Below are 26,328 nucleotides of genomic sequence, written 5' to 3'. Positions count from 1 at the left end.
CCACACATCACACGCCCCCACCTGGCACGCCGCCCCCTTATATACGCCCCTACAGCGCACGCCCCACAGTGCGCGCCCACACGCTGCGCCGGATCCCCCGCGGCGGTACCGTGCGAGGCATGGAGCTGCATGCGCGATCGCTTTGGCTGGTGACCGAGCCCCTGCACGCGGTCTGCTATTTCGACGAGAAGTGCCGCGCCCTGGGCAAGGACCTCGGCCTCAGGGGCTTCTGGATGGGCTATTTCGCCTCCCGTACCGCTCCGCTGGGTGCCGTGGAACCCGCCGCCGCCACGGCCGTACTGGGTGTCTTCGCGCCCGGAATGGTGGCCCGGGCGTTGCCCGCCGCCTGGAGCGTGGCCGGTCCGGCGCACATCCTCGACGAACGCGGCAGCCGCGCCGCTCAGGCCCTGCGCAGGATCGACCCCGAGCTGGAACGCCACACCACCGACCTCCTGCCCCCACTCCAGACACTGGTCGACGAGGCACCGGCCACCGCGCGCCCCCTCTTCGCCGCCAACCGTGCCCTCTGTGACCACGCCGATCCCGTCGAGCGGCTCTGGCAACTGGTCACCGCCCTGCGCGAGTTCCGCGGCGACGCCCATCTCGCCGTACTCGCCGACGAGGGACTCGACGGCTGCGAAGCCCTCGTCCTGGCCGCTGCCTCCGGCCGTGTCCCCAAGGACACCATCCAGGAGGACCGAGGCTGGAGCGAGGAGGAATGGGCGGCCGCCTCGGACCGCCTCCGTTCCCGAGACCTCGTCGACGCAGACGGCCACGCCACCGAACACGGCCTGCAAGAACGCGAACGCATCGAGAACGCCACCGACCGGCTGGCCGGCCGCATGCTGCACGCGCTGCCCGAAGCGGAGACCGAAGCGCTGCTGCACGCCCTGGACGCCGTCGCCCGCCGCGTCCTCGCCGCGGACGTGCTGCCCTTCCCCAACCCGATCGGGCTGCCCCACCTCGACGAACCTCTGCCGCACGCCGTGGAAGGCCCCACTGGCCCAGCCGCCGCCCCTCCTGCTCCCTGAGCCCCCGCAGCGTCTGCTCCACACTCTCCGCTTCAGCGGCAGGCGGCGCCTAAGCAGCGACCGGCTGGTTGCACCCGAAAAAGCGTATGGCCACGTCCAGCGACCCCCGGTCCGCCTGGCCACGCTGACGGAGCTTCACCATGCGACCAACGGCCCCGACCCACGCGTCGAGATGCAGAATGCGCACCTCCAACTGCCGAAACCGGTCAACCACCTTCCCGCGACGATCGCCTTTCAGCGCACCCGGCCGCATATCGACGGTCAACGCACCCTGCCGCGCATCAACGGCTCGCACAGCCTTCGAGCGCCTCATCGAGGACCTCTTCGAGTACCTCAGCGAACAACGACTCCTCATGTGTCCCCCTTGAATAGATCACCGCGAGCAACGCACTACACAGAGCAACGCGCTACACGCAGCAACGCACTGCACAGAGCAACGCCTTGCGGGGAACAACGCACCATGCGGCCGCGCCGCCCGCGATGAAAATCTCACTGATCACGACACTAGACCAAGCCACTGACAATCCACGCTGCCCGCGAACTCAACCGCGTGGCCAGGCATTACGCCATCCGGTGCTTTCGCGGGCTCCCCGCCCGGCCCCCTGCAGGGTGATTTTCATCTGGTGGTTCGATGGGTGCTTTGGGGTGCTTTGCTACGGCAGGTCGGGACACCTCTGCCCAAGATGCGTTGAACGGGTATGGATCCTAGAGAGTTGTGGGACCGCAACGCCGTGCTGGCAGAGGCGTTTTGCCTGGGAGACGAACGCGTGCGGGAGGCGCAGGCCCGACTTGACGAGGCCCAGGCCGACCGGTCACGAGTTCTGGCGGCATTCGCGGTCACAGTGGGCAGCACCGGCGCCGTGGCCGGACTTTTCGGACTGAACGAGCGGGAAGTGCGCATCGCCCGGCGGACGGTGGGCAAGGACGACGCACGGGCCGTCGCCGAGGAACTGCTCGCCGCAGCCGTCTCCACCGCGCCACCCCGCGAACCGGAAGAGAGCCCACCGGCCCCAGATAACTCTGCTGAATACTCCCATCACAACCCAACCGCCGCGCCCCGCACCACCGGCCCCACCCGCGAAGCGGGCACCGGTACCGGCAGCGCGTCGGGCCCATCCGACCAGAATTGGTCCCCGGCCATGGACGCGGTCCTCATCGGCAGCTGGCAGACCGGCGTCGACCTCCGCGAACTCGCCGCCGAATTCGGCCTCGACCTCACCCGCCTGGTTACCCGTGCCCAACAGCTCTCCGCCCAGGGGCGGTTCTATCCGGGCCCGACGGAGACCCACGCGGGCCGCCACCGCCGCGGCCCCGGCGACGTCCACGAAAGCGAATACACCATCCCCGCCCAGCAAACGGCCGCCTGGAACGCCACACCTCACGCGCACCCCATGGCCACCGCCTGGCAAACCGGCACGATGCCATCGGCGGAATCCGTCCCCGACGTCACCGCCGCCCTCTCTACCGACTGGGACAACGCCCTCGCCCCCTGGGGCACCCTCGCCCCCACCCACGAGGACCCCACGCAAGCGCCACAGCCCTGGACCCAATACCACCTGAGTTCTTGACCAGTTACGACCAGTTACGACCAGTTATCGTCACCGGCCCATTCCGCCTACAGGCACCACCACCGGCCACGGCCGGCCCGACTGGTTCCCCGCCCTCCCGACGTTGTTTCCGTACGACGACCCCAACCCTGCGATACCGCCGGCCCCCGCCGCCCGCCCGGGCCGGCACTTGTCCCACCGCCACTCCACCCCCCCCACACATCACCCCCACACCACTCCCACCACTCCCCGCCCTCGCCCGTCACCAGCCCCTCAACAGACCACCTCTGACCGCCACTCCCGACCGGGCACTCGCGAACGGGCACTCCTGACCGGGAGACGCCGGGAAGCAGCGCCACGGCCTGACAGGCGCCGTACAAAAGTCCGTCTCGGACACAAAGATCGATGAGCGCCACACACAAACGGTGCTCACCCACACACAAGCGGTGCTCACCCACACAAACGGTGCTCGCCCCACCGCCCTCAGCGCCCGCGCAACGCCTCCCGCTTGCGCCACGCCACCACCAGCGCCCCCAAAGCACTGAGTGCGAGAAAAGCCATCGCCAACAGGAACACAGGCGACGACGGGGTCGCCGCCCGCGCACCGGCCACGGCGTAGGCCGCCGTATTCGGAAGGCTGCCGAGTGCCGTGGCCAGAAGAAAAGGGCACCAGCCCATACGAGAAACCGCAGCACAGTAGTTGGCCGCAGAGAACGGCAGCCCGGGGAACAGCCGGACCGCCAGCATCGAGCGGAAGCCGTGCTCACTCAACTGCCGGTCGGCCGCCGTCAGCCAGCGCGCCCGCAACAACGGCCGCAAGGCCCTCTGGCCCAGCAGGCGGCCCAGTCCGAACGCCAGCCCGGCCCCCAGCACCGTACCGGCGAGCGCCGCAGCCAGCCCCGCCACACTGCCGAACAGCGCTCCCGCAGCAAGATTCAGGACCGGACGCGGAACAAAAACCGTGGTGCACAGGCCGTACGCCACCGCGAACACCACCATCGCGGTCGCCCCGGACAACTGCGCCGGCCAGCCACCCGGCAAAAGACGCTGCGGCTCCCAGCGCAGCATCGCCACCGCACCACCGACCAACAGGACGAACAACAACGCCAGCCGCAACCACGGAGAACACAACACCCGCGCACATCGGGCGGCAAAACCATGGCCAGAAGTGGCAGGGGCGAACATCCGGGGAGCGTAACCGACCGGCAGCTGATAAATCGTTCGACGTCACGGCAACCGCCCGGCACCATATGACGCATGTCCCGGTACGCCTTCCTGTCGCGCACGTCCGCAGTCGCGGACGCGCTGAAGGCTGCCGCCCACTTCCTCGCCGCAGCACCCACCCGGGCCGCTGCACCGATGCCCACCGAGGCCATCGCCGCAGCAACCGCCCTGGCCACCGCTGCCGCCTTCGACGGCGCACGAAGCTGACCCTCTCCGGATCGTCCGGCGGACCCCGCAGGGGGAGGGTCGGCCCGGCCCAGGGGTCCCCACGGCGCCAAGTCGCCGTTCTCACCGCATCCTTGCGAGGAAGAAAACCATGCCGAAGACGGCATACGTGCGCACCAAGCCGCACCTGAACATCGGCACCATGGGCCACGTCGACCACGGCAAGACCACCCTCACCGCGGCCATCACCAAGGTCCTCAGCGACCGCGGCACCGGCACCTTCGTGCCGTTCGACCGGATCGACCGCGCTCCGGAAGAGGCCGCCCGCGGCATCACCATCAACATCTCGCACGTCGAGTACGAGACCGGCACCCGCCACTACGCCCACGTCGACATGCCCGGCCACGCCGACTTCATCAAAAACATGGTCACCGGCGCGGCCCAACTCGACGGCGCCATCCTCGTCGTCTCCGCCATCGACGGCATCATGCCGCAAACCGCCGAGCACCTACTCCTCGCCAAACAGGTCGGTGTGCGCCACATCGTCGTCGCCCTCAACAAGGCCGACGGCGGCGACCCGGAACTCACCGACCTGGTGGAGCTGGAGGCCCGCGAGCTGCTGAGCGCGCACGGCTACGACGGCGAGCACGTACCCGTCGTGCGCGTCTCCGGCCTGCGCGCCCTCGAAGGCGACCCGCGCTGGACGCAGACCATCGAGGCGCTGCTCGACGCCGTCGACACCTACGTGCCGACGCCGGAACGCTATGTCGACGCGCCGTTCCTGCTGCCGGTGGAGAACGTCCTCACCATCACCGGGCGCGGCACGGTCGTCACGGGAGCCATCGAGCGCGGCAGCGTACGGGTCGGCGACCGGGTCACCGTGCTCGGCGCGGACACCGAGACCACGGTCACCGGCCTGGAGACCTTCGGCAAGCCGATGGAATCCGCCGAGGCCGGGGACAATGTCGCGCTGCTGCTCCGCGGGATGCACCGCGACCAGGTACGCCGCGGCCACGTGGTCGCCGCGCCCGGCAGTGTCACACCGCGGCGCCGTTTCACCGCCGAGGTGTACGTGCTCTCCACCGAGGAAGGCGGCCGCCGTACGCCGATCTCCACCGGCTACCGCCCGCAGTTCTACATCCGCACCGCGGACGTGGTCGGCAACCTCGACCTCGGTGAGCGCGGCATCGCGCGCCCGGGGGAGACGGTGACGGTCACGGTCGAACTCGGCCGCGACGTCCCCCTGGAGCCCGGCCTCGGCTTCGCCCTCCGCGAGGGCGGCCGCACCATCGGCGCCGGCACGGTCCGCACCCTCACCCCCTAACCCCCGCCACCCACAGCCGCGCCCCGTACTCCCGACAACCCCACGAGTACGGGGCGCGGCACCCCCACGAACACGGAACACGACCACCCACCCCGGCCACGACCACCCAGCCCGGCCACGACGACCAAGCCGGCACGGCCACCCCAGGCAAATCAAGCCAAACCAGGGCATATCAAGACAAAGCGATCAAGAGCGAGCATGGGGACCCCACCAGCCCAAGCGGCCGTCACAAACCCCCGGCCGTCAGCCCAGCCACCTACCCGCCCGGCACCAACCACTGGCCAGCACACCCACCAGGCACCAGCCGAACACCAGCCGCCGGCCCGGCACAATAGGACGGTGGACGAAGCACCCGAGCCGATACCCGTCACCCGGTCCGTGGATCACGGAACCGCCAAGTTGCTGCCGGACGTGGACCGGCCGCGCGCCTGGCTGCTGACTGTGGACGGCGCCCCGCAGTCGTACGTCGACCTCGACGCGCCCACGCACCTGGAATTCGAGTACGTGCGTCGCCTCGCCCACGTCCTGGACGAGCTCGCCGCCCCCGGGGAGCCGCTCGATGTGCTGCACCTCGGAGGCGGGGCCATGACCTTGCCCCGCTACCTGGCCGCCACCCGTCCGCGCTCCCGCCAAAACGTGATCGAAGCCGACCGAGGCTTGCTCGCCCTGGTGACCGAAGCCCTACCGCTCCCCGATGACAGCGGTGTCGGTGGCGGTATCACGGTACGAGCGCAGGACGCTCGTACGGTGCTGGAGGAGGCCCCCGAAGCGAGCGTCGATGTGATCGTGGCCGATGTCTTCGGCGGCTCGCGGGTGCCGGCGCATCTCACCTCGGTCGAGTACGCACGGGCCGCCGACCGGGTGCTGCGGACTGACGGCCGCTACGTCGCGAACCTCGCCGACAGTGCACCCTTCGACTTTCTCCGCGGTCAACTCGCCAACTTCTCCACGGTCTTCGAGCATCTGACGCTCATCGCTGAGCCCTCAGTGCTCCGAGGTCGCCGGTTCGGCAACGTCGTCCTGGTCGCCTCGCATGCGGAGCTTCCGATTGCGCAGCTGGCCCGGCGCGCGGCCGCGGACGCCTTCCCGGCGCGGGTCGAGCATGGTGCAGCGCTTCGGCGACTGATCGGGGATGCGCCACCGGTACGGGATGCCGAGGCGGTGGCGTCTCCGCTCCCGCCCGCTGGCGCCTTCAGCGTCGGCTAACCGCGGTCCCCCGGCGTCGGCTAACCGCGGTCCTCCGGCGTCGGCTTACCGCGGTCCTTCGGTGTCGGCTTACCGCGGTGGGGCGGGGCATGGCTTTGTTGTGAGTGGGGCAACTGTGGCCTCGGGCGGCGGTGGCCTCGGTGTGCTCTGGGCTCGTTGCGTGGCGCCATTGTGTTGGTTCGGTTGGCGCCTCGATTGCACCTCGCCTTCGGTGGTTGTTCGGTGAGTGGGGCTGGCTGGGGGCTTGGGCTGGGATGGGTGGGGCGTGCGTCTGTGCCTTTCGCCTTGGGGCTGGGCCGTGTGTGCCTCCTCTATCTCCGGCAACGATTACGGAGCGTTGTTAGTTCCCGTGATTTTATCACTTTCAGTGATGGGCGGGGGAGGGATTGGGGAAGGGGCAGGCGTCAGGGGTGGGGTGTTGCGGCGGGTGAGGTGGCGGATGTCGGGGACGCAGAGGACGGCGGCGGTGAGGAGGGCGATCAGGGCTGAGCAGGACCAGAGGGCGGCGGTGCGGCCTATGAGGTTCTGGACAGGGCCGGCCAGGGCGGTGGCGAGGGGGATCAGGGAGACCGAGCCCAGCCAGTCGTAGGAAGAGACTCGGGAGAACTTCTCCTCGGGGATCTCCTGGTGCAGGGCCATCATCCATGTCACCGAGAAGACCTCGATCGCGATGCCGGTGCCGAACATGAGGGCGGTGAGGCCGGCGGCCGGCAGGGGGATGGCGAGTGCGGCGGACGGGAGGGCGAGCGGGAAGACGCACAGTGCGCCGGTCAGGAGGAGGTGGCGCGGTTTGATGCGGGTCATGAGGAGGGCGCCGATCGCGGTGCCCGCGCCGAAGGCGGCCAGTGCCAGGCCCCACGGGCCCGGGCCGCCCAGATGCTCTTCGGCGACCAGTGGTCCGTAGACCGCCTCGGCTGCCGACACCACCGCGTTGACGATGGAGAACTGCACCACCACCGCCCACAACCACGGTCGCGAGGCCACCTCGCGCCAGCCGTCCCGCAGATGTGGAGGATTCCGGCGCCCGCGGCCCGTTCGGGGATGCCGCGGACGTCGAGGAAGGCGCGTAGCGCCCCGGCCAGGGCGAACGCGGCGGAGTCGACGGCCAGTACCCAGCCGGGGCCCGCCGCGGCGACCAGCGCGCCTCCGAGTGCCGCGCCGCCGATGTTCGCGCCGCTCATGCCCATGCGGAACACCGCGAACGCGCGGCCCGCCTGCTCCCCTGAGACGCTGGCGAGCAGCATGCCCTCGGAGGCCGGGGCGAAGAAGGCCTGTCCGGTGCCGCCGAGCGCGGCCAATACGGCCATCTGCCACAGGCGTGGCTGTCCGGTCAGGACGAGCAACGCGAACAGGCCCTGCGAGATGCAGCTGAGGGCGTTCGCGGCGACCATGACGTGATGGCGGGGGAGTCGGTCGGCGACCGCGCCGCCGATCAGCAGGAAGAGGACGAGGGGAATCGTGCGGGCGGCGGCGACCAGTCCCACGTCGGTGGCGGAGCCGCCGGCGGCGAGGACCGCGAAGGCGGTGGCGATCAGCGCGCCCGAGCTGCCGAGGTTCGCGATCACTGTGGCTCCGGTAAGGAGCAGATAGTTACGTCCCGCCCAGCTGGAGCGCGTCCTCGCGTTGTGTAGTTGTCCTGGCCGCATGGGTGTCGACGATATGGGGGCAGGGGGTGGGAGGGGGCGGAATGGCGGTGGATGCGGGCTCTTGCCGGTGCGTGGGGGCGGGCTTGATCGGGGCCTTCACAACTAAGCTACCGCTAGGTAACATTGCTGCATGTCCTCTGAGACCCTGCCGTCGATCGGCGAAATGATGGCGGCCTCCGTGCCGATGGTCCGTACGCTGAACCTTGAGTTCACCGAGACCAGCGCCGAGCGCGCCGTGGTCCGCATGCCCGACCAGTCCGACTTCCACAACCACGTGGGCGGGCCGCACGCCGGAGCGATGTTCACCCTCGCCGAGTCCGCAAGCGGGGCCATCGTGATGACGGCGTTCGGCAGTCAGCTCGGCAGGGCGGTGCCGCTGGCCGTGCGTGCGGAGATCGGCTACAAGAAGCTCGCCATGGGGCCGGTGACCGCGACCGCGGAGCTGGGTCGGCCGGTGGCCGAGGTGATCGCCGAGCTCGACGCCGGGGGGCGCCCGGAGTTCCCCGTCAACGTGGTCATATCGCGCGAGGACGGCGCGGTCACGGGCGAGATGAGCATCGTGTGGACCTTGCGGCCGAATAGCTGACTCGGCATAGCTGGTTCGGCTCCGCCTAGCTGTTTCGGCTCCGCGCAGTTGATTCGGCTCCGCGCTTCACGGGTACCCGCTGCGTCGCATTTCCGTTCTTGGCGGGTACCTGTTTCTTCGCGGGGGCCTGTGTCCTCCGTTTCTTCCGTCACGGGGTTCGCCCTCCTTCGGCTCGCCTTCGTGGGGCTCGGTGCGCCGGGAGCCGGATGTTGCTGACCGCACGCGGATTCGGCCCTCGGACGGTGCGATCGAGTACGCTGCCCGGGCGCCCTGCGGCGCGTCAGGGGATCGACCGGCACCGCTGTCATGGACACGGAGCCACGGCCCACGGGGGCCCTCAAACAGCGGAGGATTTCGGCGGTGCACATCCAGGAGTGGCTCGAGACCGTACCGGCCGTGAGCGTCTATCTCCTGGTGGGGGTGGTCATCGGGCTGGAGAGCCTGGGAATTCCGCTGCCCGGCGAGATCGTCCTGGTCAGCGCCGCGATCCTCGCCGCGACCCAGGACCACATCAATCCGTTCGTGCTCGGCGCCTGCGCCTCTGTCGGCGCGATCGTCGGCGACTCCATCGGCTATCTGATCGGCCGCAAGGGCGGCCAGCCCCTGTTGCAGTGGGCCGGCCGTAAGTTCCCCAAGCACTTCGGCCCGGACCATGTCGCGATGGCGGAGTCGAAGTTCGACAAGTGGGGCATGTGGGCGGTCTTCTTCGGTCGCTTCATCGCGCTGCTGCGCATCTTCGCCGGTCCGCTCGCCGGCGTACTGAAGATGCCGTACTGGAAGTTCCTGATCGCCAACGTGCTCGGCGGCATCATCTGGGCCGGTGGTACGACCGCGCTGATCTACACCGTGGGCATGGTCGCCGAGCCGTGGCTCAAGCGGTTCTCGACCTGGGGGCTGGTGGCCGCGGTGCTGTTCGGCATCGGCTCGTTCCTGCTCATGAAGGTTCGGGCGAAGAAGGCGGCTGCGGCCCGCGAGGCGGAGGAGACGCGGGTTGCCGCAACGGTCGACTGAGCGGCTGCGTGACTGAGCGGCTTCGCTACTGAGTCGCCAGCCAGGCTCGTCATGGCCTCACGACATCAGCCAGATGTCGGGGCCGCCGTCACGCCATTCAAATACTCCGGTGTCGTCCCAGACGAACTTGGTGGTGCAGAAACCCGCGCGGCGCAGTATCGCGGCCACGTCACCCGGGCGCAGCGCCCGTCCTAGATCCTGACCGTAGAGCGTCACGCGGCGGCCGCCGGAGGACGGCGGATGGACGATCACGGGGGCGCGCTTCATGTCCTCAGGATGCGATCGGACCCATCCCTTCGCATCCCGAAAGCGATCGCCGTTTTACTCACCGTGACCATCGTGGCCCCTCGTAATGGGCGCTTCGCCACCGCGCTTACCAGGTTCACCGCCCTTACGAGGTTCACCGCGCATCCGAGGTTCACCGCGTTCGCACCATGCTCGGCACACGCCACACGCCACACCACACCGCACCCCGCGCATCGCCTTCACCCCGCGTAATCTCCGGCCCGGCGTTCCCGGTCGGCGTCCGGGTTCCTGGCCCGTCCCGTGGGGTGGTGGTGCTGCCACCACGGTTCGCCCGTCGTGGGGTCGGGTGGTGCGCTGCCGCTGCGTACCGCGCGGCGCAGGCCGGTGAGCATGTGACGGGTGCCGGTGATGAACAGGGGGTCGCCGACGAGTTTCTTGGCCACCAGGGCCTTGCGGCAGGCTCGTAGTGCTGCCGCTGGATCGCCGTGGGTCCGTTCGGCCAGGGCCTGGGCGTAGAGGATCGTCGAGTAGAGCCAGAAGTCGCCGTCGGAGTGCCGGGCCTCCCAGGCACGGTGAGCCGCCGTCTCGGCGCGCGCCGGGTCGTGCGGTGTCAGGGCGATCGCGAGCAGTGCCCAGCTGTGTGCGGGGCCCGGGCCGAACCACGGGTCCCGGGAGTGGTGCCGGGCGGCCTCCTCCAGACACGCCACGGCCGTCGTGGTGTCCTGGCGGTACAGGGCCAGTACGGCGTGGGCATGTGCGATCCGGGCCAGTCCGTCGGAGTCGGCGTGCATCACGGCCGACCGCCACGCCTGGTCGAGCAGGCTCTCCGCAGTGGCGGTGGCATGTTCCTGCGCCGCCAGATAGCCGGCCAGCCACAGCGCCCGGGCCCGTAGCGCGGTGTCGTCGCGGGAGAGCAGCAGCAGCCGGTCCAGGTGGGCGCGCCCCTCTTGGCGGTAACCGCAGGCCGCCCAGTGGAACCACAGGGAGACCGCGATCTCCAAGGCGCCGAGTGCGTCCTCGGCGTCCTGTGGGGGACGGGTCAGCGCCGCGTCGAGGTTGTGCTGTTCGTCCTCGACGAGCCGTACCGCGACCTGCTGGTTCGGTCCCTGCCAGGTGATCTGGGCCTCGGCTGCCAGGGCCGCGCACGCCTGCCGGAACCGGCGCCGGGCCGCGGCCTCCTCACCGGCCTCGCGCAGCTGTGACCGCCCGAAGTCGCGGGCGGCGCGCGGGAGTCGGTAACGGGGTGGCAGTGCGACTCCGGTGTCCGGATGCGCACCGCCCGCGTCCCGTACGCATTCGACCACCGAGGCCCTGCGCAGCCGCTCCAGCGCGCCGTCGACGGCCGCTGCAGGAACGTCACTGCTGGTACAGACGCAGCCGGCGAGCCACGGGTCGAAGTCCCCGGGGAGGACCGAGAGCCGGGCCCAGACCCGGCGGTCGGTGGGCGGGCAGAGGGCGTAGCCGGCGGCGTGCGCGGCGTAGAGCGAGGTGTGCCGTACGGTCGCCGCCGGCCCCGAGTAGAACAGCGCACCGTCGGCGCCCACCTGGACGGCGAGTTGTGACAGCGGCATCCGGTCGAGTTGGTGCGCGGCCAGGGTGATCGCCAGGGGTGAGCCCTCCAATGCCTGGCATACCGTCACCAGCAGCTCCGGCGCCGCGGGGCCGGTACGGGCGGCCAGGAGCTCGACGGCCGGCCCGGCGATGCCCTCGCCGAGCGTCACCGGCAGCGGTGCGATCGCCGCGACCCGCTCCTCGGGGAGCCCCAGCGGACGGCGCGCGGTCGCCATGATCCGCAGCCCGGGGTCGACCCGCAGCAGCCGGCTGACCAGTTGTGCGCACTCGTCGAGCACCGGGTCGCAGTCGTCCAGCAGCAGGGTCAAGCGGTGCCGCCGGCAGTGCGCGGTGAGGGCCTTGAGGGTCGCATCTGCTGGCGGCGGAGCGGGAGTTGAGGCAACCGACCGCTCTGGCCGTTCTGGCTGCTCCCCCCGATCCGTTCGCCCCGACCGTCCCCCTCGTTCCTCCTGCGTGCCCTGTTCGCCCTGCTCCGTTCGCCCCGGCCGTTCCCCTCGCTCCCCCTGCTCGCCCTGCTCCGTTCGCCCCGGCTGTTCCCCTTGCCCCGTCTGCGGACCGGTTCGTCCGCGTCCCCTGTTGCTGACGCACGGGTGTGCCGTGCGGAGGGCGAGGGCGCGGGCGGCCTCGCGGGCGGTGGCGGCGTCGGGGAGGCCCGCCGCGCGCAACAGGGCGTCGGTGACGCCTCCGTCGGCCAGTCCGTCCCAGCAGCCCACCCGGACCACCGTGCCGTCGTGCCGGGCGGTGTGCTCCTCCAGGACGGCGCGGGCCAGCACGCTCTTGCCCACCCCGGCAGGGCCGGTGAGGGTCACCAGCCCAGCGGTGCCCAGCAGTCCGGACAACTGCTGGTGCTCAACGGCCCGTCCCACTACGCCGGGAAGGGGCGGGCGATCGGGCCACGCGGTCATCGGTCATCCCAACTACGGCGCTGCGTCGCGCCCTTGCTCGGTGCGGCACGGCGGTCGCGCCCGTGCGATCCAGCTCTCCACGATGCCAGAACCGACCGTCCGGTAAACACGGAGCGGCCTTACCGAACGGGGGAAACCAGGGCGGTGGCTTTGACGTGGCGGGCCGTCCCCTGGAGGTGAGAAAGGGAACCCGCAGGTCATATAGGGGCAGGGCGGGCGCCGGGGGTTCGCGGGGCGAACGTAAAATGGTGTCTTTCGACGGGTGGCCGTGGTGTGCCGTGGTGGCGATGTGACCGCCCCCGGCCGGCGCCCAGGACCGAGGAGATCGTCCCGATGAAGCGCGTGTTCCTCAGCGCTGCGACAAGTGTGGTGGCCATGGCGATCCTGGCCGGTTGTGGCGGTGGGGTGGACACCGTCGATGCGTCGGGGGTCCCACGGTTACCGGCCCGTGCCGCGGACGCGATCAACGGGGCGCCCCGGGTGGTGCCGCCACGCGGGCCGCGCTCGGTCTTCACGCCCTTCCGTACGACCGGGGACGACGGCACCCAGGTCGTCAGGACGACGTGGCACGGCCGCAAGTCCGGTTTCACCGGCGACATCTGGGCGTGGCTGCCACCGCAGTACCAGCAGCCCCGGTACGCCAAGAGCGGCTTTCCGGTGCTGATCGCTCTGCCGGGTGCGTACGGCTATCCCTTCAACTACTGGGCGGGGGCGCCGTTCGCACTGGAGGAACGGATCGCGGAGTGGTCGCGGGAGGGCAAGACGCTCCCGTTCATCGTCGTGATGCCGGTGCTCAACCCGGAGCGGAAGTACTACGACGGCAGCGACATCCCGGGGCAGCCGAAGATGGGCACCTGGTTGACCGAGGACGTGCCGGACTTCGCGCGGGCCAATTTCCGTACGTACGGAAGCCGTGACGGCTGGGCCTTCATGGGGTCGTCGTCCGGGGGGTTCGCGGCGCTCAAGGCCGTGCTGAAGCAGCCGCGGACGTTCAAGGCGGCGATCGTCAACGGGCCGGACACCGCCCCCGATTCGCCGATGTGGCAGGGGTATCCGGCGGAGATGCGCGCCAACGACCCCCGCCATCTGGCGCGCGTTCTGGCGGCGCGCCGGGAGCCGGAGGTCTATCTGGCCTTCGAACTCGGCAGCAGGGAGGCCGCGGTTCCCGATGTGAAGCGCTTCATCAGGGACTATACGGGTGGGTCGATCCACTCGACGTTGTTCGAAATACCGGACGGTGTGCACAGTGCGCACACCTACATCCAGCGGATGCCCGAATCGCTGCACTGGATCAGTGAGCAGATGCAGGGACCCGTACCGTCGGCCTGACGTACCGCCGTCCAGCCCTACCGCCGTCCAGCCCTACCGCCGTCCAGTCCTACCGTCGGCCCGACTTCTGCACGGATCGGGTCGGCGCCCGCCCGGGCTCCCTGCCTGCCGCCCCGTCGCCTGGGGGGCCGCACTGGTGGGGGCCCGGTGTTGCCGCGAGCGGCCGGGCGGTGAGAATGGTGCGTGTCCCGGCCGTGGGTGCGGCCGGGTGTCCGCGTGCCCGCTGGAAGGAGAGTCGTGCGGTATCTGCGAGCGGCCGGGCTGCTGCTGGCCGGTTCGGCTCTGCTGGCGGGCAGCTTCGCGGCCGGTGAGCGGTGGCTGGGGGAGCGGGACGCGACCAGCGAGGTGAACGGCGTGACCGATGCCGTACCGCGCGACGAGGTGGCCCGCTCCATCTCGGGCCATCTGTCGCTGCCGGTGATCCTCAAGGGGCCTCGCTCGGTCGACTGCGCGCAGGATCTGCAGGCGGTCGAGGGCGCCCGGACCCACTGCACCGCCCATTACCTGCGCGGGACGGACCGCGGCATGACCGTACGTGTCGTCCGGGTGCGCGGTGGCGAGATCACGTACGTGCATGACGCCCCGCACCGCTGAGTGCGGTCCCTCCCGCCCACGCCACCGGCGGGTGCCAGGGCGGTAGTTGGGCGGCGCCGGCAGCCGGCATGCCCCGTTCCACTGATGCACTTGATGCACTTGATGCCCTTACGCCCGCTGCCGCCTCCGCTGCCTCCGCCGCCTGGAGCCTGCCGCTTCCGCTTCCCGCCTGGCGCCCCCGTCTTCGCTCGCGCTCGTTGCGATCGCTACGGCCGCGGGAGCCGGTGACCTGCTAGCGGTTCGTCAGGAAGTGGCCGAGCGGGTTGCCGTGGGACCGGCAACGGCGCCCAATAGACCCAAAGCGGGCCATTGTTGAATCCCCTTCAGGTGGATAACAGTTCACATCACCGTTGTACGACGGACGTTGACGTGATGCTAAGATCATCGCACTTGCCAACGGGGTAGTCACCTGCTATGGCAAGAAAAGAAATCCGCGCATTGGCCTATGAAAATCGCCACCTCCGGGGAGAACGATGCCATTAGCCGGCCCTTTGATGGCTCTCTGGCAGGCGACTGCGCGCGGCCGTTCACGTATGTCAGGGATGGTGAGTGATGCTGTGCACCGCAGTCCGGCATACGACATCCGGTGGCTCCGTCGTCCGAAGAGAGTCCTATGACGCCATACTTCCAGGATCCAGCGCTGTGGGCATTGGTCGCTGGCACTCCTGTCGCCGCAACCGCGATTGTTCGCGGACGAATGAAGATCGCGCAGCTGAGAAAAGAGAAGGTTGAACTCAAGCAGCACTACGCGAATCTTGAGGACCACTACGCGGAGGCCGTGGAGGAGGCGAAGGACCGGGCCGAAGAGGCCACCAAAACCACTCTGAAGGCCGCCATGCGGACCCTGCAAGGTCTGGCGAGTGAGCAGCAGCTGGCGATTTCCAAGCTGCAGGAGACGTATGGCGAGCACAAGATCCTGCAGGATCTCCTCGACATCGACCACATGAATTCGCAGTTCGCGCGACGGGCCCAGTCCATCGCCGTACTCTGTGACGGCTGGCTCGGCCGGCGCCGCCAGGACGCCTCGCTCTACGACGTGGTCCGCAGCGCGAAGGGGCGTATTCGTCACTTCACGCGCGTCGAAATCCGGTCGCAGAGCCATTTCGGCATCGTGAGCCGTGCCGTGGAACCGGTGGCGCTGGTGCTGGCCGAACTGCTGGACAATGCGACCAGCTATTCGGCGCCCGAGACGGTCATCGAGATCAATATCCGCCCGGTGCCCAAGGGTGTCTGCATCGTCGTCGACGACGCCGGTGTCGGCATGAACGAGGAGGAGAAGGCGCGGGCCGCCCGGCTGCTGTCCAGCGAGAATTCCGCGAGCGTCTCCAGCCTCGGCAATCCGCCGCAGTTCGGTTTCACCGTCATCGGTGTGCTCGCCGCCCGGTACGGCTTCAGCGTCTCGGTCGACTCCACTTCTCCGTACGGCGGCGTGCGCGCGGTCGTCCTGCTCCCCGACGATCTGCTGACGTCCCTGCACGAGCCCGAGGAGAGCCCTGTCGTGGCCGCGTCGCCCCCGTTGCCTCCCGAGAACCGTCCTGGTCAGGCCGCTGATGTCGGCGCACGTGGCTACCGCGGGCCGGCCCCGTCGGCCCCTGCCGCGCCGCCCGCTCCGGCCGCCGCGCCGGCGGAGCCGGAGACCACCGCGGGCGGGCTGCCCAAGCGCCGCCGCCGCGGCGCGATATCCATCGTGCCGGCCGAAGCCGAGAACGACCGGACTCCGGCCCGGGACAGCGCAAAGGCCGCATCCGTGATGGGTGCATTCCAGCGCGGCACCCAATCCGGCCGTCGATCCACCAATGCAAGCAATGAAGGGCATGAGGTTCAGTGAACTACGATCTGTCGTGGATGCTTGACAGTGCTCTGGAATTGCCCGAAGCGCAGCATGCCATTCTCGTCTCCGCCGACGGCCTTCTCATGGCCCGTTCGAAGGACGTCGGCCGGGATCACGCCGACACCGTCGCCGCCGCCATGAGCGGAATGCAGTCACTGAGCCGTACGGTCGCCGACTTCTGCAACGGCGGCGCGCCCACGGTCCGTCCGCAATGGCGTCAGACGCTGGTGGAATTCGACCACGGCTGGGTTTTCCTGATCTCGGCCGGCGAAGGCGCCTATCTTGCGGTTTCGGCATCACCCGACGTCGACATGGCGGAGATCACCTTCCGCATGCAGCAGCTGGTCGGCCAGCTCGGCAAGGCACTGACCAGTCCGCCGCGTGAGAGGGCCGATATCCAGTCATGACGACCGATGACGAGCCGGAGCTGGAACAGGAAGCAGCTGAATTAGTACGGCCGTACGTCATCACCAACGGCCGTGATCTCCTTGATGATCAGGAGTTCTCGCTGATCACCCTGGTCACCGTGCACCCGGAACCGCCCCGCACCAGGCCGCTCGACCCCGAGCGGCTGAGTGTACTCGACCTCTGTTCGGGCGGTTTCCTGTCCATCGCCGAAATTGCCGGGCACACCCGGCTTCCGATGGGCGTCGTCAAGATTATGGTGTCCGACCTCGTACACGAGGGTCACCTTTGTTCCCGGGCGCCCGTACCCAGCGCCCAGCTTGTCGACCGGAAAATTCTTGAGGAGGTGCTGCATGGGCTCCAGGCCCGCTTTGGATGACGGCGTGTACTTGCGCAATTCGGTGCAGACCGCGGCGAAGATCCTGGTGGTGGGGCACTTCGCCGTGGGGAAGACGACGTTCATCGGGACGATGTCGGAGATTCCTCCGCTGCGTACCGAAGAGGTAATGACCCAGGCCGGCCAGGGAATTGACGACCCGAAGGGCGCGCCCGGCAAGACCACGACGACCGTCGCCATGGACTTCGGCCGGCTCACCCTCAGCGACCAGCTGGTCCTGTATCTGTTCGGAACGCCCGGGCAGCAGCGCTTCGTTCAGGTGTGGGAAGACATGACGCGTGGGGCGCTCGGGGCGTTGGTCCTGGTGGACCCCCAGCGTCTTGAGGAGTCCTTCCCTGTCATGGACCTGGTGGAACACTACGGAATCCCGTACGCCATCGCCGTGAACCGCTTCGACGGGACCCCCGCGCATTCGGTCGACGAGATCCGCGAGGCGCTGGACCTGCTTCCCGAGACGCCCGTTGTCCACTGTGACGCGCGGGACCAGCGTTCTTCGGCAGATTCCCTGATCGCGCTCGTCCGCTATCTCCAGTCCCGCCTCAACTAGGAGTTCAGGCATGCATTCTCACTCGGAATTCGAGACTCCGCCGCCGGGCTGCCCGGCCCATGCCGACGGCATGAGAACGTCCCTGTACGGCCCGGAATTCGCCGCGGACCCGCACGCGGTCTACGAGCGGCTGCGGCAGCACGGTCCGGCCGCCCCGGTCGAACTGTCCCCCGGTGTCGAGGCGGAGCTCGTCACGGACTACGCGACCGCGCTGCAGATTCTGCAGAACCCGGATGCCTTCGCCCGCGACCCGCGCCGCTGGCGTGCGCTCAACGAGGGCCGGGTGCCCCTGGACAGCCCCGTGCTGCCCATGCTGATGTACCGCCCGAACAGCATGTTCTCCGACGGTGCCGCACACCTGAGGCTGCGTCAGGCGGTGACCGACAGCCTCTCCCGGCTGGACATGCACCGCGTGGGGCGCCACGTGGACCGGGTGGCCAAGTACCTGATCGAGCAGTTCAGCGGGCACGGGAAGGCCGACCTGGTCGCCGACTACGCCCGCTGGCTGCCGCTGCTGGTCTTCAACGACCTCTTCGGCTGCCCGGCCGAGATCGGTGACCGGCTGGTGTTCGGTTTCTCCGGCATCTTCGACGGCATCGACGCAGAGAAGGCCAACGAGACGCTGACCGAATCGCTGCTGGAGCTGGTCGCCATCAAGCGCGCCAACCCGGGCGACGACGTCACCTCGTGGCTGATGCAGCATCCCTCCCAGCTCTCCGACGAGGAGATGATCCACCAGCTGGTGATGCTGATAGGCGCCGGCGCCGAGCCGATGCAGAACCTCATCTCCAGCGCGCTGCGGCTGATGCTGTGCGACGAGCGGTACGCGGGCGGCCAGCAATCCGCCGGTCTGCCGGTCGACGACGCTCTCCACGACGTGCTGTGGAACAGCCCGCCGATCGCCAACTATGCGACGCACTACCCCGTCCAGGACGTGCAGATATCCGGGAGCAAGCTCCCCGCCGGGAGCCCGGTCCTGATCAGCTTCGCCTCGGCCAACACCGATCCGGGCCTCTCGGTCGGGCGGCAGACGCTGAGCAAGCGCGCGCATCTGGCCTGGGGCGCCGGTCCGCACGCCTGCCCGGCGAAGGACCCGGCTCTGCTGATCTCCGTGCTCGCCATCGAGAAGCTGCTGAACACGCTGCCCGACATCGAACTCGGGGTGCCTGAGGAGAGCTTGACCTGGCGACCGGGCCCCTTCCATCGGGCCCTGAACTCACTGCCGGCCCGCTTCACCCCCGTCCGGGTCGAGGGCCGTGCGGCCGGGCCGATGCCGGGTCCGGTAGGTGCCGGTGCCATCGCAGGCCAGAAGCAGACTCACGACAAATCCCGGAAGAGTAGCTGGTGGAGCGGGTTTTTGTCGTGGTGGAAGATGTGACGTTCACAACGAAGCCGATCGAGGGTGCATCGTATGAATGTTCGCCGTCAAGGGTAGATAGGGGTGTCGCGTCCTACATGATCTTCTGAAGGGGAGTCGTTGTGGAGCCCGCCCTGGCCACTCGGTCCATTGACCGGCGTGCGGTGGTTTCGCTCTTCTCGCGTTTGCGGAAGGGGAGTGGACAAGCGAATCCGTTGCCCATTTACTCGGAACTCAGGGCAATGGGGGACGTGGTTCCTGCCCCATGGGGCGGGTATCTGGTCAACTCCTACGGTTTGTGCGACCGGATTCTCCGGGACCGGACATGGCCGGTCCCTGACAGTGCCTGGCGGGCACGTCAGGGCGGGGGTACCCGCTGGGGCGCGCCCTCGTCGGTGGAGATGGGGAGGACGCTGCCGGCGCTCAATCCGCCGCATCACACGCGGGTGCGGCGGTCATTGGGCAATATGTTCGATCGGAAATGCCTGGCCGGTCTCGCAGGTACGATCGAATGGCATACCGAGCGCCTTCTCGACCGGCTCGCCGATGAACTGCGCAGTGGTGAAGCGGATTTCAGTACCGTGGTGAGCGAGGAGCTCCCCATGAGCTCCATCGGGGGGTGGCTGCAATTGCCGCGAAGTGATTACACGTTTCTCCGCGAGCTGGCCCACGACCAGGTATTCACCCAGGAATTGTTGCCCTCCGCGAGTCAGCTCGCCCTCTCCGATGCCGCAACCGTCCAATTGCAGTCCTATTTCCGGTCGTTGGTGCAGGAACGGCGCAAGTCCCCCGGTGACGACCCGGTTTCTCGCTGGCTGCGCACCTGGGACGAGCTGGAGTCCGACCGGGAGGCGGCCGACGAGGCCGTGTACCTGCTGGCGCTCCTGGTGTTCCTGGCCGCCCCGGAGACCACGGCGACCCTGCTGTCCTCCATGGTGTGGCTGCTCCTGGAGCACCCGCGTCAGCTCGGATGGCTGCGGGCGCATCCGGAGCACATACCCGATGCCATAGAGGAAGTCCTGCGCTACGACTCCCCGAACCACATCATCAGCCGGGTCGCCCCCGAGGACACCACGATCGGCGACGTGACCATCGAGAAGGACCGGATGGTGCACCTGATGGTGGGCGTAGCCAACCACGACCCCGCGCACTTCGCCGATCCGGAGATCTTCGACATCCGCCGCAAGGCGAGCCACCTCAGTTTCAGCGGTGGAATCCACTACTGCCTGGGCGCATCCCTGGCCCGTCTGGAGGCCGGCACCCTGCTCTCCGCGCTGCTCCGCCGCATGCCCGGGCTACGCGTCAGCGCACCCCCGGTCCATGCGCCGCGGGTGGGGTTCCGGCGGATCATGGAGCTGCGGGTGGCGGGCCCCTGACATACCGTCGGACCGCCGCAGGAAAGTCGGAAGCGAGGAAGACAGCACACCGTGAGAGAAGATTTCAAGGCCCTCCGCGTGATAACCGAGGGACCGGTCGTGAAGGTGGAGCTGAACAGCCCGGAGACCGGGAACGCGGTATCCGGACTGGTCCTGGACGAACTGCTCGCCGTACTCGGTGCCCTGCACGACGACCCAGGCGTGCGCGTCATGGTCCTTTCCGGCGCGGGTGACGACTTCTGTCTGGGCGGCGACCGCCGGGAGTTCGGCGATCTCCTCGCCACCGACCCGGCCGGCTCCGATCTGCGGAGCCTCGCCGGCAAGGCCCGCCGGGTCTGTGACGCCCTCGCCACCGCCCCTACGGTCACCATCGCCCGGCTGCACGGCGGGGTCATCGGGGCGGGCCTGGCGCTCGCGCTCTTCTGCGACCTGCGGGCCGGCGCGGAGAACTGCCGATTCCGCATGCCGGAGCTCGCGCTCGGCATGCCGCCGGCCTGGGGCGGTTCGTTGCCGCGGCTGCTGCACGAAGCGGGCGCCGCCAAGGTGCGGGAGCTCATGCTCACCGGCGCCAACTTCGGTGCAGAGAAGGCCGCGGAACTGTCGATACTGCACACGGTCGTCCCCGAAGAGGAACTCGACAGCGCGGTGACACGCTGGACCAAACCGCTCGTTCGTCGGTCGCCCATGGCTCTGCGCACCGCCAAGCTCATGATGAACGCCTACGGGAACGCCCATCGCCTCGCGGACGCCACGCTCTTCGACGCGGAGCTGTTCTCCTCCGCGCTGGGCGCCGCCCACCAGGCCAGGCGGGGCTGAACCCCGGCATGAAGTCGGGGGACGTCGGATCCGTGGTGCGGCCCTGACCAGGCCGCACCGTTGCTCATCGGACCCGTCAGCCCGCGGCCCCCGCCCCGGCGGCCCTCAGTCCTCCGCCGTCGCTTCCCGGTGCGCGGCCGCCAGTTCCAGGTACATCGCCGCGTTGACCCGGATCATCTCGCGCTCCTCGGCGGTCAGTTCCCGCTTGACCTTCGCCGGTACGCCGGCGACGAGGGAGCCGGGCGGCACCTGCATGCCCTGCGGGACCAGTGCCTGGGCGGCGACCAGGGAGCCGGCGCCGATATGGGCGCCGTTCAGGACCGTGGCGCCCATGCCGATCAGGACGTCGTCCTCGACGGTGCAGCCGTGCAGCACCGCGTTGTGGCCGACCGAGACCCGGTCGCCGACGGTCACCGGGAAGCCCGGGTCGACGTGGACCGTGCAGTTGTCCTGGACGTTGCTGTCGGTGCCCAGCACGATCGGGCCGCAGTCGGCCCGCAGCACCGCGTGGTACCAGACGCCGGCGCCCGCGGCGAGGGTGACCTCGCCGAGCACCACGGACGTCGGAGCGGTGAACGCCGTCGGATCCACCTTCGGCTCCTTGCCGCCCACCGCTGAAATCAACGCCCGTTCCGCCATCTTGGATCTCCTCGCCGTTTGTGCGCCGCGCCCCCAGCACCGTAGACGACCCACGGGCCGGTGGGCCGGGCCGTCGGCCGGTGGGGCGAAGATCACAGCCCGGCGCGCGGTCCGGCGCCCGGGGTGCTGAGTACGGTGTGCGGGTGCCGATAAACCAGAACGTGTTCTCGTCCCTGGCGGCCTGGCGGCGCCGGGCCGTGTCGCGCGCCGTCCACCGGGGCGCGCGCTGGGTGCGGGAGGCCGCGGCCGTCACGGCCGGCCGGCCGGGCCCGTACCGCTTCCGCCGGATCGGCACCGGCACCCGGCTCGCGTTCCCGCAGGGCACCGTCTTCGGCGACCCCTGGATCGAGATCGGCGACCACTGCATCATCGCCCAGGACGTGACGCTGACGGCGGGCATGATGCCGGACCTCGACCTCGGCCCGGAGCCGATCCTCACCCTGGGGAACGGCGTGGTCCTCGGCCGCGGCAGCCATGTGATCGCCGATGTCCGGCTGACGATCGGCGACGACTGCTTCTTCGGCCCCGGTGTGTACGTCACCACCACCAACCACAGTTACGACGACCCCGAGGTGCCGGTCGGCAAGCAGTGGCCGCGCACCGACCCGGTCAGCATCGGCCCCGGCAGCTGGATCGGCACCGGTGCGGTCATCCTGCCCGGCGCCCGGCTGGGCCGGAACGTGGTGGTCGCGGCCGGTGCCGTGGTCCGCGGTGAGGTTCCCGACCACGCGGTGGTCGCCGGCGCGCCCGCCAAGATCGTCCGCCGCTGGGACCCGGCTACGGGCTGGCAGCCGCCGCTGCGCACCCCGGCGCCGGTGCCGATCCCGGAGGGCGTCACACCGGAGCAGTTGCTGGCGCTGGGGGAGTGGGCGGCGGAGGAGGCCGCGGCGCCCGCCGGGGAGGCGTAGCGGCCGCGGCCCGACGGGGTGTCAGCCGCCGGAGGCGAGCAGGACCGAGCCGACCAGCGCCAGGGAGGCGCCGGCCGTCTGTACGGCCCGCATCCGCTCCTTGAGGACGCCGAGCGCGGCGAGCGTGGTGACGACGGGGTAGAGGGAGGCGAGCACCGCGGCCATGGTGACCGGGCCGTGCTGGGCGGCGAGGGAGTACGTGCCGTTCGCGGCGACGTCCGCGATGCCCACGAAGGCGAGCATCGGCAGCGAACCCGTCAGGGCCGCGAACCCGCCCTCGGGCAGCGCCGGGGTGCCGCGCCGCACCGCCGCGTACAGGGCGGCCCCGCCGACCGCGACGTTGCACACCCGCTGGACGAAGAGCGCGAGGAACAGCCCGGTCACGGTCGTGGACGCCTCCGATATCAGCGCCATCACCGCGCCGAAACCGAGCGCCGAGACCAGCGTCAGCACGACCGTCTGGCGGGCGATGGACGCGCCGCCGATCTTCGGGCCGCCGGCCAGCAGCACCCCGACGACCGCCACGACCATGCCGGCGGCCTGCAGCAGCCCGGGCCGCTCGCCCGCCACGATGCCGACACCGAGCGGTACGAGCACGGTGCCGAGCGCGGCGAGCGGGGAGACCACGCCCATCGGCCCGAGCGCCAGGGCGCGGTAGAAGCAGAGCATCGCGGCCGGGCCCACGACGCCCGCACCGACCGCGAACCACAGCTGCGGACCGGCCTCCCGCCAGCCGCCGGTCGCCACCACGATGGCGCCCAGGGCCACGGCGGCCAGGGTTTGCGAGACCACCACTACGGTCAGTGCCTGGAATCGTCGGGTGAGCAGTCCGCCCCCGAAGTCGGCGAGCCCCCAGAGGAGGCTGGTGGCCAGGGCGAAGACCGCTGTCATGATGAAACCTCGCAGTACAGTGAACCGGACGCTGAAGTACACCACACCGTAGTCCAACAAAATGAACTGCGGCATCTAATTTATTGGCCTCGACTTGGACGGACCGTGACGGACCTCGACCAGCTCACGCAGTCGCTCGCCCGCAACCTCAAGCACTGGCGCGCCGAGCGCGGCTTCACCCTCGACGCCCTGGCGGCCCGCGCCGGCGTCAGCCGCGGCATGATCATCCAGATCGAGCAGGCCCGTACCAACCCGAGCGTGGGAACCACCGTCAAGATCGCCGACGCGCTCGGCGTCAGCATCACCACCCTCCTCGACTACGAACAGGGCCCCCAGGTCCGGATCGTCGGGCCGGGCGAGGCGGTCCGCCTGTGGTCCACCGAGGCGGGCAGCTTCACCAAGCTCCTCGTCGGCGGCGAGGCACCCGGCCCCTTCGAACTGTGGGACTGGCGGCTGATGCCCGGCGACGGCAGCACCTCCGACCCCCATCCGCCCGGCACCGTCGAACTGCTCCACGTCCGCGCCGGCACCCTCACCCTCGTCGTCGACGGGGTCGACCACACGGTGCCGGCCGGCGCCTCGGCGACGTTCGAGGCCAAGGTCGCGCACGGCTACCGCAACGACGGAACCGAACCGGTCGAGATGACCATGTCCGTGATCATCCAGCCCGCCCGCTGAGACGGTCGTACGGCGGCCGGCCGCGGCTGTTAACTTGGCGCCATGCCCGTCCCGATGGATGCCTTTGACGAGGTCCGGCCCGCCGTCGAGTGCCTGGACCTGCTGACCGAGCCCGTTGCCGCGGCGATCCGCGGCTGGAGCGGCTCCGTGCCGGTCGAGGAACTCCGCTTCGTCGACACCGACCCGGCCATCGCGGACACCGCCCTGCTCGTCGAGCACTACGGCCCCTGGCTGCTGGAGCAGTCGGCGAACTGCGTGGTGGTCGCCGGCAAGCGCGGTGGCGAGACCACCCTGGCCGCCTGCGTCGTCCTCTCCCACACCCGCGTCGACGTCAACGGCGTGGTCCGCCGCCAACTCGGCGCGCGCAAGGCGTCGTTCGCGCCGATGGACCGGGCGGTCGGCGAGAGCGGCATGGAATACGGCGGCATCACCCCCGTCGGCCTGCCCGCCGGCTGGCCGCTGCTCGTCGACGCCGCCGTCGCCGACACCCCCTACGCCCTGCTCGGCAGCGGCAGCCGCCGCGGCAAGCTCATCGTCCCCGGCAAGGCCCTGGCCGAACTCCCCGGCGCCACGGTCCTGGACGGCCTGGGCATCGCCTAGTTGGTCACCGCACCGGCCGCCGGGCCTGGGCCAGTGCTTCGCCGAGACGGGTACGGACAACGTCCAGGGCGGCGATCTTCTCCTCCACGTCGGTGGGCCTCCGAGCGATGACCCGTGCGCTCGCGGGACACCCGGGACCACCGGTGATGTCCTGATCGAGACAGGGAAGCAGGGCACGGACGTCATGGGCGGTGAGGCCGATCGAGAGCAGCAGCCGGATGTTTCCCACCCGGCCGACTGCTCCCTCGTCGTACTCCCGATACCCGTTCGGCGCTCGCCGGGGATGGAGCAGGCCCTGCTGTTCGTAGTACCGCAGTGCCCGGACGGTGGTGCCGGCCTCGTTCGCCAGCTCTCCGATCAGCATCGTTCCCCCTTCACCCGGCCGCGGTGCCTCCGGGCGGGCGGGCCCCCGGCCGGGGCGGGCCGTGTGCCCGCTCAGCCGGCCTTCCGGCGCACGCCCGCGCGCAGGTCCAGCGACAGCGGTGTGGAGTGCTCGTGGAACCCCAGGCTGCGGTACAGCGGTTCGGCGCCGTCCGTGGCGTGCAGGTCGACGCGGCTGACGCCCTGCCCCGCGAACCAGTCGAGCAGGGCCTCGGTGGTGGCACGGGCATAGCCGCGGCCCCGATAGCGCGGGTCCGTACAGACGTTGAAGACGAAGCCGAAGCGACCCGAGGGGTGGCCCGGCGCGGGCAGCCGCTGCTCCACCGTCCCGACCGCACACGCCGCCAGATGCGGCGCACCGGCCGCCTCGTCGCCCGCCACCACGAACGCACCCAGTCGCGGCTTTGGCCCGGACAGCAGCCGGCGCGCCACCGCCTCCGCCTCCTGCTCCCAACCGCCGTGCCCCTCCTCGCCGTTCATCGCCTGGAACATCAGACGGCGCAGCCGGACGAGTTCGGCAGCGTCCCCGGGGGCGGCGGCCCGTATTTCGCTCATGTACGGACGCTAGCGGACGCCCGGCTCAGCCCAAACGCGGTATCTCAATGGCCGGACAACGGTCCATGACCATGGCGAGACCGGCATCGCGCACGCGGTTCCAGGCTCCCTCGTCGACCACGCCGAGCTGGAACCAGACGGCCTTCGCGCCGACCGCCACGGCCTCGTCGGCGACCGGCCCCGCCAACTCGCTGTTGACGAACACATCGACCACGTCGACCGGGAACGGGATCGCGTCGAGCGAGGGGTAGCCCGGCTCGCCGTGCACCGTCTCGGCCTTCGGGTGCACCGGAACGATGCGCTTGCCGTAGCGCTGCAGCACCTCGGCCACGCCGTACGCGGCACGCCGGTCGTTGTTCGACAGGCCCACGACGGCCCAGGTGTCGCCGAGCTCGGTGAGGATCCTGCGGATCGTACTGGGATCGCCGTACACGCACTGCCTCCTGCTCAGGGAAGGTTCTCGTGCGGATCAACGGCCGGCGCCGCCGGAAGATTCCCGCCCGGGCCACGGCGGGCGCGCCTGTGGACGCAGGCGCCCCGCCCGAAGGGGAAGGCGGGCGG

The 26,328-nt window shown here is 69.9% G+C and carries 27 protein-coding genes and 1 pseudogene; 19 read left to right on the top strand and 9 right to left on the bottom strand.

Going from position 1 to position 26,328, the window contains the following annotated elements; translation table 11 throughout:
* The first annotated feature begins 119 nt into the window (after positions 1–119).
* On the top strand, positions 120–1,031 hold the full coding sequence (locus AB0E02_RS28565) for a hypothetical protein (RefSeq protein WP_362144159.1): 912 nt from the start codon (positions 120–122) through the stop codon (positions 1,029–1,031).
* 713 nt (positions 1,032–1,744) lie between these two features.
* Positions 1,745–2,599, top strand: a complete 855-nt coding sequence (locus AB0E02_RS28560; RefSeq protein WP_362144156.1) for a hypothetical protein — start codon at positions 1,745–1,747, stop codon at positions 2,597–2,599.
* 462 nt (positions 2,600–3,061) lie between these two features.
* Here AB0E02_RS28560 and AB0E02_RS28555 read toward each other — a convergent pair whose 3' ends face one another.
* A complete protein-coding gene (locus tag AB0E02_RS28555) occupies positions 3,062–3,763 on the bottom strand; it encodes a VTT domain-containing protein (protein WP_362144153.1) in 702 nt (233 codons plus the stop codon).
* Positions 3,764–3,835: 72 nt separating this feature from the next.
* Here AB0E02_RS28555 and AB0E02_RS28550 point away from each other — a divergent pair, with 72 nt between their 5' ends.
* The 3 genes from AB0E02_RS28550 to AB0E02_RS28540 all read left to right on the top strand — a co-directional run bounded on the left by AB0E02_RS28550 (position 3,836) and on the right by AB0E02_RS28540 (position 6,497).
* Positions 3,836–4,009, top strand: coding sequence for a hypothetical protein (locus tag AB0E02_RS28550; RefSeq protein WP_362144150.1), 174 nt, complete (start codon positions 3,836–3,838; stop codon positions 4,007–4,009).
* 109 nt (positions 4,010–4,118) lie between these two features.
* Positions 4,119–5,291 (top strand): elongation factor Tu, encoded by a 1,173-nt coding sequence (gene tuf, locus AB0E02_RS28545; RefSeq protein WP_362144148.1) that lies wholly within the window; start codon positions 4,119–4,121, stop codon positions 5,289–5,291.
* 339 nt (positions 5,292–5,630) lie between these two features.
* Positions 5,631–6,497, top strand: coding sequence for a fused MFS/spermidine synthase (locus AB0E02_RS28540; protein ID WP_362144145.1), 867 nt, complete (start codon positions 5,631–5,633; stop codon positions 6,495–6,497).
* 327 nt (positions 6,498–6,824) lie between these two features.
* Here AB0E02_RS28540 and AB0E02_RS28535 read toward each other — a convergent pair.
* Positions 6,825–8,029 (bottom strand): annotated as a pseudogene (locus AB0E02_RS28535) (MFS transporter).
* Positions 8,030–8,273: 244 nt separating this feature from the next.
* On the opposite strand from AB0E02_RS28535, the gene AB0E02_RS28530 reads away from it, so the two are divergent.
* Both AB0E02_RS28530 and AB0E02_RS28525 read left to right on the top strand, forming a co-directional pair.
* The gene (locus AB0E02_RS28530; protein ID WP_030413576.1) at positions 8,274–8,729 is read left to right on the top strand and encodes a DUF4442 domain-containing protein; all 456 of its coding nucleotides are present in this window, start codon (positions 8,274–8,276) and stop codon (positions 8,727–8,729) included.
* A 360-nt stretch (positions 8,730–9,089) separates the two neighbouring features.
* A complete protein-coding gene (locus AB0E02_RS28525; RefSeq protein ID WP_030413577.1) occupies positions 9,090–9,740 on the top strand; it encodes a DedA family protein in 651 nt (216 codons plus the stop codon).
* Between the two features lie 57 nt (positions 9,741–9,797).
* On the opposite strand, the gene AB0E02_RS28520 is transcribed toward AB0E02_RS28525, so the two are convergent.
* Together AB0E02_RS28520 and AB0E02_RS28515 are read right to left on the bottom strand one after the other, a co-directional pair.
* Positions 9,798–10,007 (bottom strand): hypothetical protein, encoded by a 210-nt coding sequence (locus AB0E02_RS28520; RefSeq protein WP_362144142.1) that lies wholly within the window; start codon positions 10,005–10,007, stop codon positions 9,798–9,800.
* 218 nt (positions 10,008–10,225) lie between these two features.
* Entirely contained in the window at positions 10,226–12,463 is a 2,238-nt protein-coding gene (locus AB0E02_RS28515; protein ID WP_362144140.1) for an AAA family ATPase, read from the bottom strand.
* 333 nt (positions 12,464–12,796) lie between these two features.
* On the opposite strand from AB0E02_RS28515, the gene AB0E02_RS28510 reads away from it, so the two are divergent.
* The 9 genes from AB0E02_RS28510 to AB0E02_RS28470 all read left to right on the top strand — a co-directional run bounded on the left by AB0E02_RS28510 (position 12,797) and on the right by AB0E02_RS28470 (position 21,115).
* Positions 12,797–13,792 carry an alpha/beta hydrolase-fold protein gene (locus tag AB0E02_RS28510; RefSeq protein ID WP_362144138.1) on the top strand — a complete coding sequence of 332 codons (996 nt, stop codon included), beginning with the start codon at positions 12,797–12,799 and terminating at the stop codon, positions 13,790–13,792.
* Positions 13,793–14,029: 237 nt separating this feature from the next.
* Entirely contained in the window at positions 14,030–14,386 is a 357-nt protein-coding gene (locus AB0E02_RS28505) for a DUF4333 domain-containing protein (RefSeq protein ID WP_362144134.1), read from the top strand.
* Positions 14,387–14,999: 613 nt separating this feature from the next.
* Complete coding sequence (locus AB0E02_RS28500; RefSeq protein ID WP_362144132.1) at positions 15,000–16,214, top strand: ATP-binding protein; 1,215 nt, start codon at positions 15,000–15,002, stop codon at positions 16,212–16,214.
* Complete coding sequence (locus AB0E02_RS28495; protein ID WP_362144129.1) at positions 16,211–16,624, top strand: roadblock/LC7 domain-containing protein; 414 nt, start codon at positions 16,211–16,213, stop codon at positions 16,622–16,624. Before AB0E02_RS28500 ends, AB0E02_RS28495 begins: the two co-directional genes overlap by 4 nt.
* Positions 16,621–17,001, top strand: coding sequence for a DUF742 domain-containing protein (locus AB0E02_RS28490; protein ID WP_362144126.1), 381 nt, complete (start codon positions 16,621–16,623; stop codon positions 16,999–17,001). The genes AB0E02_RS28495 and AB0E02_RS28490 overlap by 4 nt, the downstream gene beginning before the upstream one ends.
* A complete protein-coding gene (locus AB0E02_RS28485; RefSeq protein WP_030413585.1) occupies positions 16,976–17,566 on the top strand; it encodes an ATP/GTP-binding protein in 591 nt (196 codons plus the stop codon). The genes AB0E02_RS28490 and AB0E02_RS28485 overlap by 26 nt, the downstream gene beginning before the upstream one ends.
* A 10-nt stretch (positions 17,567–17,576) precedes the next feature.
* On the top strand, positions 17,577–18,944 hold the full coding sequence (locus tag AB0E02_RS28480) for a cytochrome P450 (RefSeq protein ID WP_362144122.1): 1,368 nt from the start codon (positions 17,577–17,579) through the stop codon (positions 18,942–18,944).
* Positions 18,945–19,525: 581 nt separating this feature from the next.
* Positions 19,526–20,299: a cytochrome P450 gene (locus AB0E02_RS28475; protein WP_362144120.1), complete on the top strand. Its 774-nt coding sequence runs from the start codon at positions 19,526–19,528 to the stop codon at positions 20,297–20,299.
* Between the two features lie 51 nt (positions 20,300–20,350).
* The gene (locus AB0E02_RS28470; protein ID WP_362144118.1) at positions 20,351–21,115 is read left to right on the top strand and encodes an enoyl-CoA hydratase/isomerase family protein; all 765 of its coding nucleotides are present in this window, start codon (positions 20,351–20,353) and stop codon (positions 21,113–21,115) included.
* Between the two features lie 105 nt (positions 21,116–21,220).
* On the opposite strand, the gene AB0E02_RS28465 is transcribed toward AB0E02_RS28470, so the two are convergent.
* Complete coding sequence (locus AB0E02_RS28465) at positions 21,221–21,754, bottom strand: gamma carbonic anhydrase family protein (protein ID WP_362144116.1); 534 nt, start codon at positions 21,752–21,754, stop codon at positions 21,221–21,223.
* A gap of 137 nt (positions 21,755–21,891) precedes the next feature.
* Between AB0E02_RS28465 and AB0E02_RS28460 the strand changes: the two genes are divergently transcribed.
* Positions 21,892–22,662 carry an acyltransferase gene (locus AB0E02_RS28460; protein WP_362144114.1) on the top strand — a complete coding sequence of 257 codons (771 nt, stop codon included), beginning with the start codon at positions 21,892–21,894 and terminating at the stop codon, positions 22,660–22,662.
* A gap of 21 nt (positions 22,663–22,683) precedes the next feature.
* Here the strand turns inward: AB0E02_RS28460 and AB0E02_RS28455 are convergent, their stop codons facing one another.
* Positions 22,684–23,553 carry a DMT family transporter gene (locus AB0E02_RS28455; RefSeq protein ID WP_362144111.1) on the bottom strand — a complete coding sequence of 290 codons (870 nt, stop codon included), beginning with the start codon at positions 23,551–23,553 and terminating at the stop codon, positions 22,684–22,686.
* A 105-nt stretch (positions 23,554–23,658) separates the two neighbouring features.
* Between AB0E02_RS28455 and AB0E02_RS28450 the strand changes: the two genes are divergently transcribed.
* Both AB0E02_RS28450 and AB0E02_RS28445 read left to right on the top strand, forming a co-directional pair.
* Positions 23,659–24,231 carry an XRE family transcriptional regulator gene (locus tag AB0E02_RS28450; RefSeq protein WP_030413592.1) on the top strand — a complete coding sequence of 191 codons (573 nt, stop codon included), beginning with the start codon at positions 23,659–23,661 and terminating at the stop codon, positions 24,229–24,231.
* A 42-nt stretch (positions 24,232–24,273) separates the two neighbouring features.
* Positions 24,274–24,831 carry a YbaK/EbsC family protein gene (locus AB0E02_RS28445; protein ID WP_362144108.1) on the top strand — a complete coding sequence of 186 codons (558 nt, stop codon included), beginning with the start codon at positions 24,274–24,276 and terminating at the stop codon, positions 24,829–24,831.
* A 4-nt stretch (positions 24,832–24,835) separates the two neighbouring features.
* On the opposite strand, the gene AB0E02_RS28440 is transcribed toward AB0E02_RS28445, so the two are convergent.
* The 3 genes from AB0E02_RS28440 to AB0E02_RS28430 all read right to left on the bottom strand — a co-directional run bounded on the left by AB0E02_RS28440 (position 24,836) and on the right by AB0E02_RS28430 (position 26,200).
* On the bottom strand, positions 24,836–25,195 hold the full coding sequence (locus AB0E02_RS28440) for a MerR family transcriptional regulator (RefSeq protein ID WP_362144105.1): 360 nt from the start codon (positions 25,193–25,195) through the stop codon (positions 24,836–24,838).
* Positions 25,196–25,266: 71 nt separating this feature from the next.
* Positions 25,267–25,767 carry a GNAT family N-acetyltransferase gene (locus AB0E02_RS28435; protein WP_362144102.1) on the bottom strand — a complete coding sequence of 167 codons (501 nt, stop codon included), beginning with the start codon at positions 25,765–25,767 and terminating at the stop codon, positions 25,267–25,269.
* 25 nt (positions 25,768–25,792) lie between these two features.
* Positions 25,793–26,200: a CoA-binding protein gene (locus AB0E02_RS28430; protein WP_362144099.1), complete on the bottom strand. Its 408-nt coding sequence runs from the start codon at positions 26,198–26,200 to the stop codon at positions 25,793–25,795.
* Between the last annotated feature and the right edge of the window lie 128 nt (positions 26,201–26,328).

The sequence above is a fragment of the Streptomyces sp. NPDC048196 genome (assembly GCF_040652715.1).
In the GTDB taxonomy this organism is placed as follows: Bacteria; Actinomycetota; Actinomycetes; order Streptomycetales; family Streptomycetaceae; genus Streptomyces; species Streptomyces siderophoricus.
The sequence above is the reverse complement of the archived record's forward strand: the minus strand, read 5'-3'. Positions and strand labels throughout refer to the sequence as shown.

Coding starts and splice junctions, on each gene's coding strand:
- AB0E02_RS28565 (WP_362144159.1), top strand. CDS start 120: ATGGAGCTGCATGCGCGATCGCTTTGGCTGGTGACCGAGCCCCTGCAC.
- AB0E02_RS28555 (WP_362144153.1), bottom strand. CDS start 3,763: ATGTTCGCCCCTGCCACTTCTGGCCATGGTTTTGCCGCCCGATGTGCG.
- AB0E02_RS28550 (WP_362144150.1), top strand. CDS start 3,836: ATGTCCCGGTACGCCTTCCTGTCGCGCACGTCCGCAGTCGCGGACGCG.
- tuf (WP_362144148.1), top strand. CDS start 4,119: ATGCCGAAGACGGCATACGTGCGCACCAAGCCGCACCTGAACATCGGC.
- AB0E02_RS28530 (WP_030413576.1), top strand. CDS start 8,274: ATGTCCTCTGAGACCCTGCCGTCGATCGGCGAAATGATGGCGGCCTCC.
- AB0E02_RS28520 (WP_362144142.1), bottom strand. CDS start 10,007: ATGAAGCGCGCCCCCGTGATCGTCCATCCGCCGTCCTCCGGCGGCCGC.
- AB0E02_RS28515 (WP_362144140.1), bottom strand. CDS start 12,463: ATGACCGCGTGGCCCGATCGCCCGCCCCTTCCCGGCGTAGTGGGACGG.
- AB0E02_RS28510 (WP_362144138.1), top strand. CDS start 12,797: ATGAAGCGCGTGTTCCTCAGCGCTGCGACAAGTGTGGTGGCCATGGCG.
- AB0E02_RS28500 (WP_362144132.1), top strand. CDS start 15,000: ATGACGCCATACTTCCAGGATCCAGCGCTGTGGGCATTGGTCGCTGGC.
- AB0E02_RS28490 (WP_362144126.1), top strand. CDS start 16,621: ATGACGACCGATGACGAGCCGGAGCTGGAACAGGAAGCAGCTGAATTA.
- AB0E02_RS28485 (WP_030413585.1), top strand. CDS start 16,976: ATGGGCTCCAGGCCCGCTTTGGATGACGGCGTGTACTTGCGCAATTCG.
- AB0E02_RS28480 (WP_362144122.1), top strand. CDS start 17,577: ATGCATTCTCACTCGGAATTCGAGACTCCGCCGCCGGGCTGCCCGGCC.
- AB0E02_RS28475 (WP_362144120.1), top strand. CDS start 19,526: ATGAGCTCCATCGGGGGGTGGCTGCAATTGCCGCGAAGTGATTACACG.
- AB0E02_RS28465 (WP_362144116.1), bottom strand. CDS start 21,754: ATGGCGGAACGGGCGTTGATTTCAGCGGTGGGCGGCAAGGAGCCGAAG.
- AB0E02_RS28455 (WP_362144111.1), bottom strand. CDS start 23,553: ATGACAGCGGTCTTCGCCCTGGCCACCAGCCTCCTCTGGGGGCTCGCC.
- AB0E02_RS28445 (WP_362144108.1), top strand. CDS start 24,274: ATGCCCGTCCCGATGGATGCCTTTGACGAGGTCCGGCCCGCCGTCGAG.
- AB0E02_RS28440 (WP_362144105.1), bottom strand. CDS start 25,195: ATGCTGATCGGAGAGCTGGCGAACGAGGCCGGCACCACCGTCCGGGCA.
- AB0E02_RS28435 (WP_362144102.1), bottom strand. CDS start 25,767: ATGAGCGAAATACGGGCCGCCGCCCCCGGGGACGCTGCCGAACTCGTC.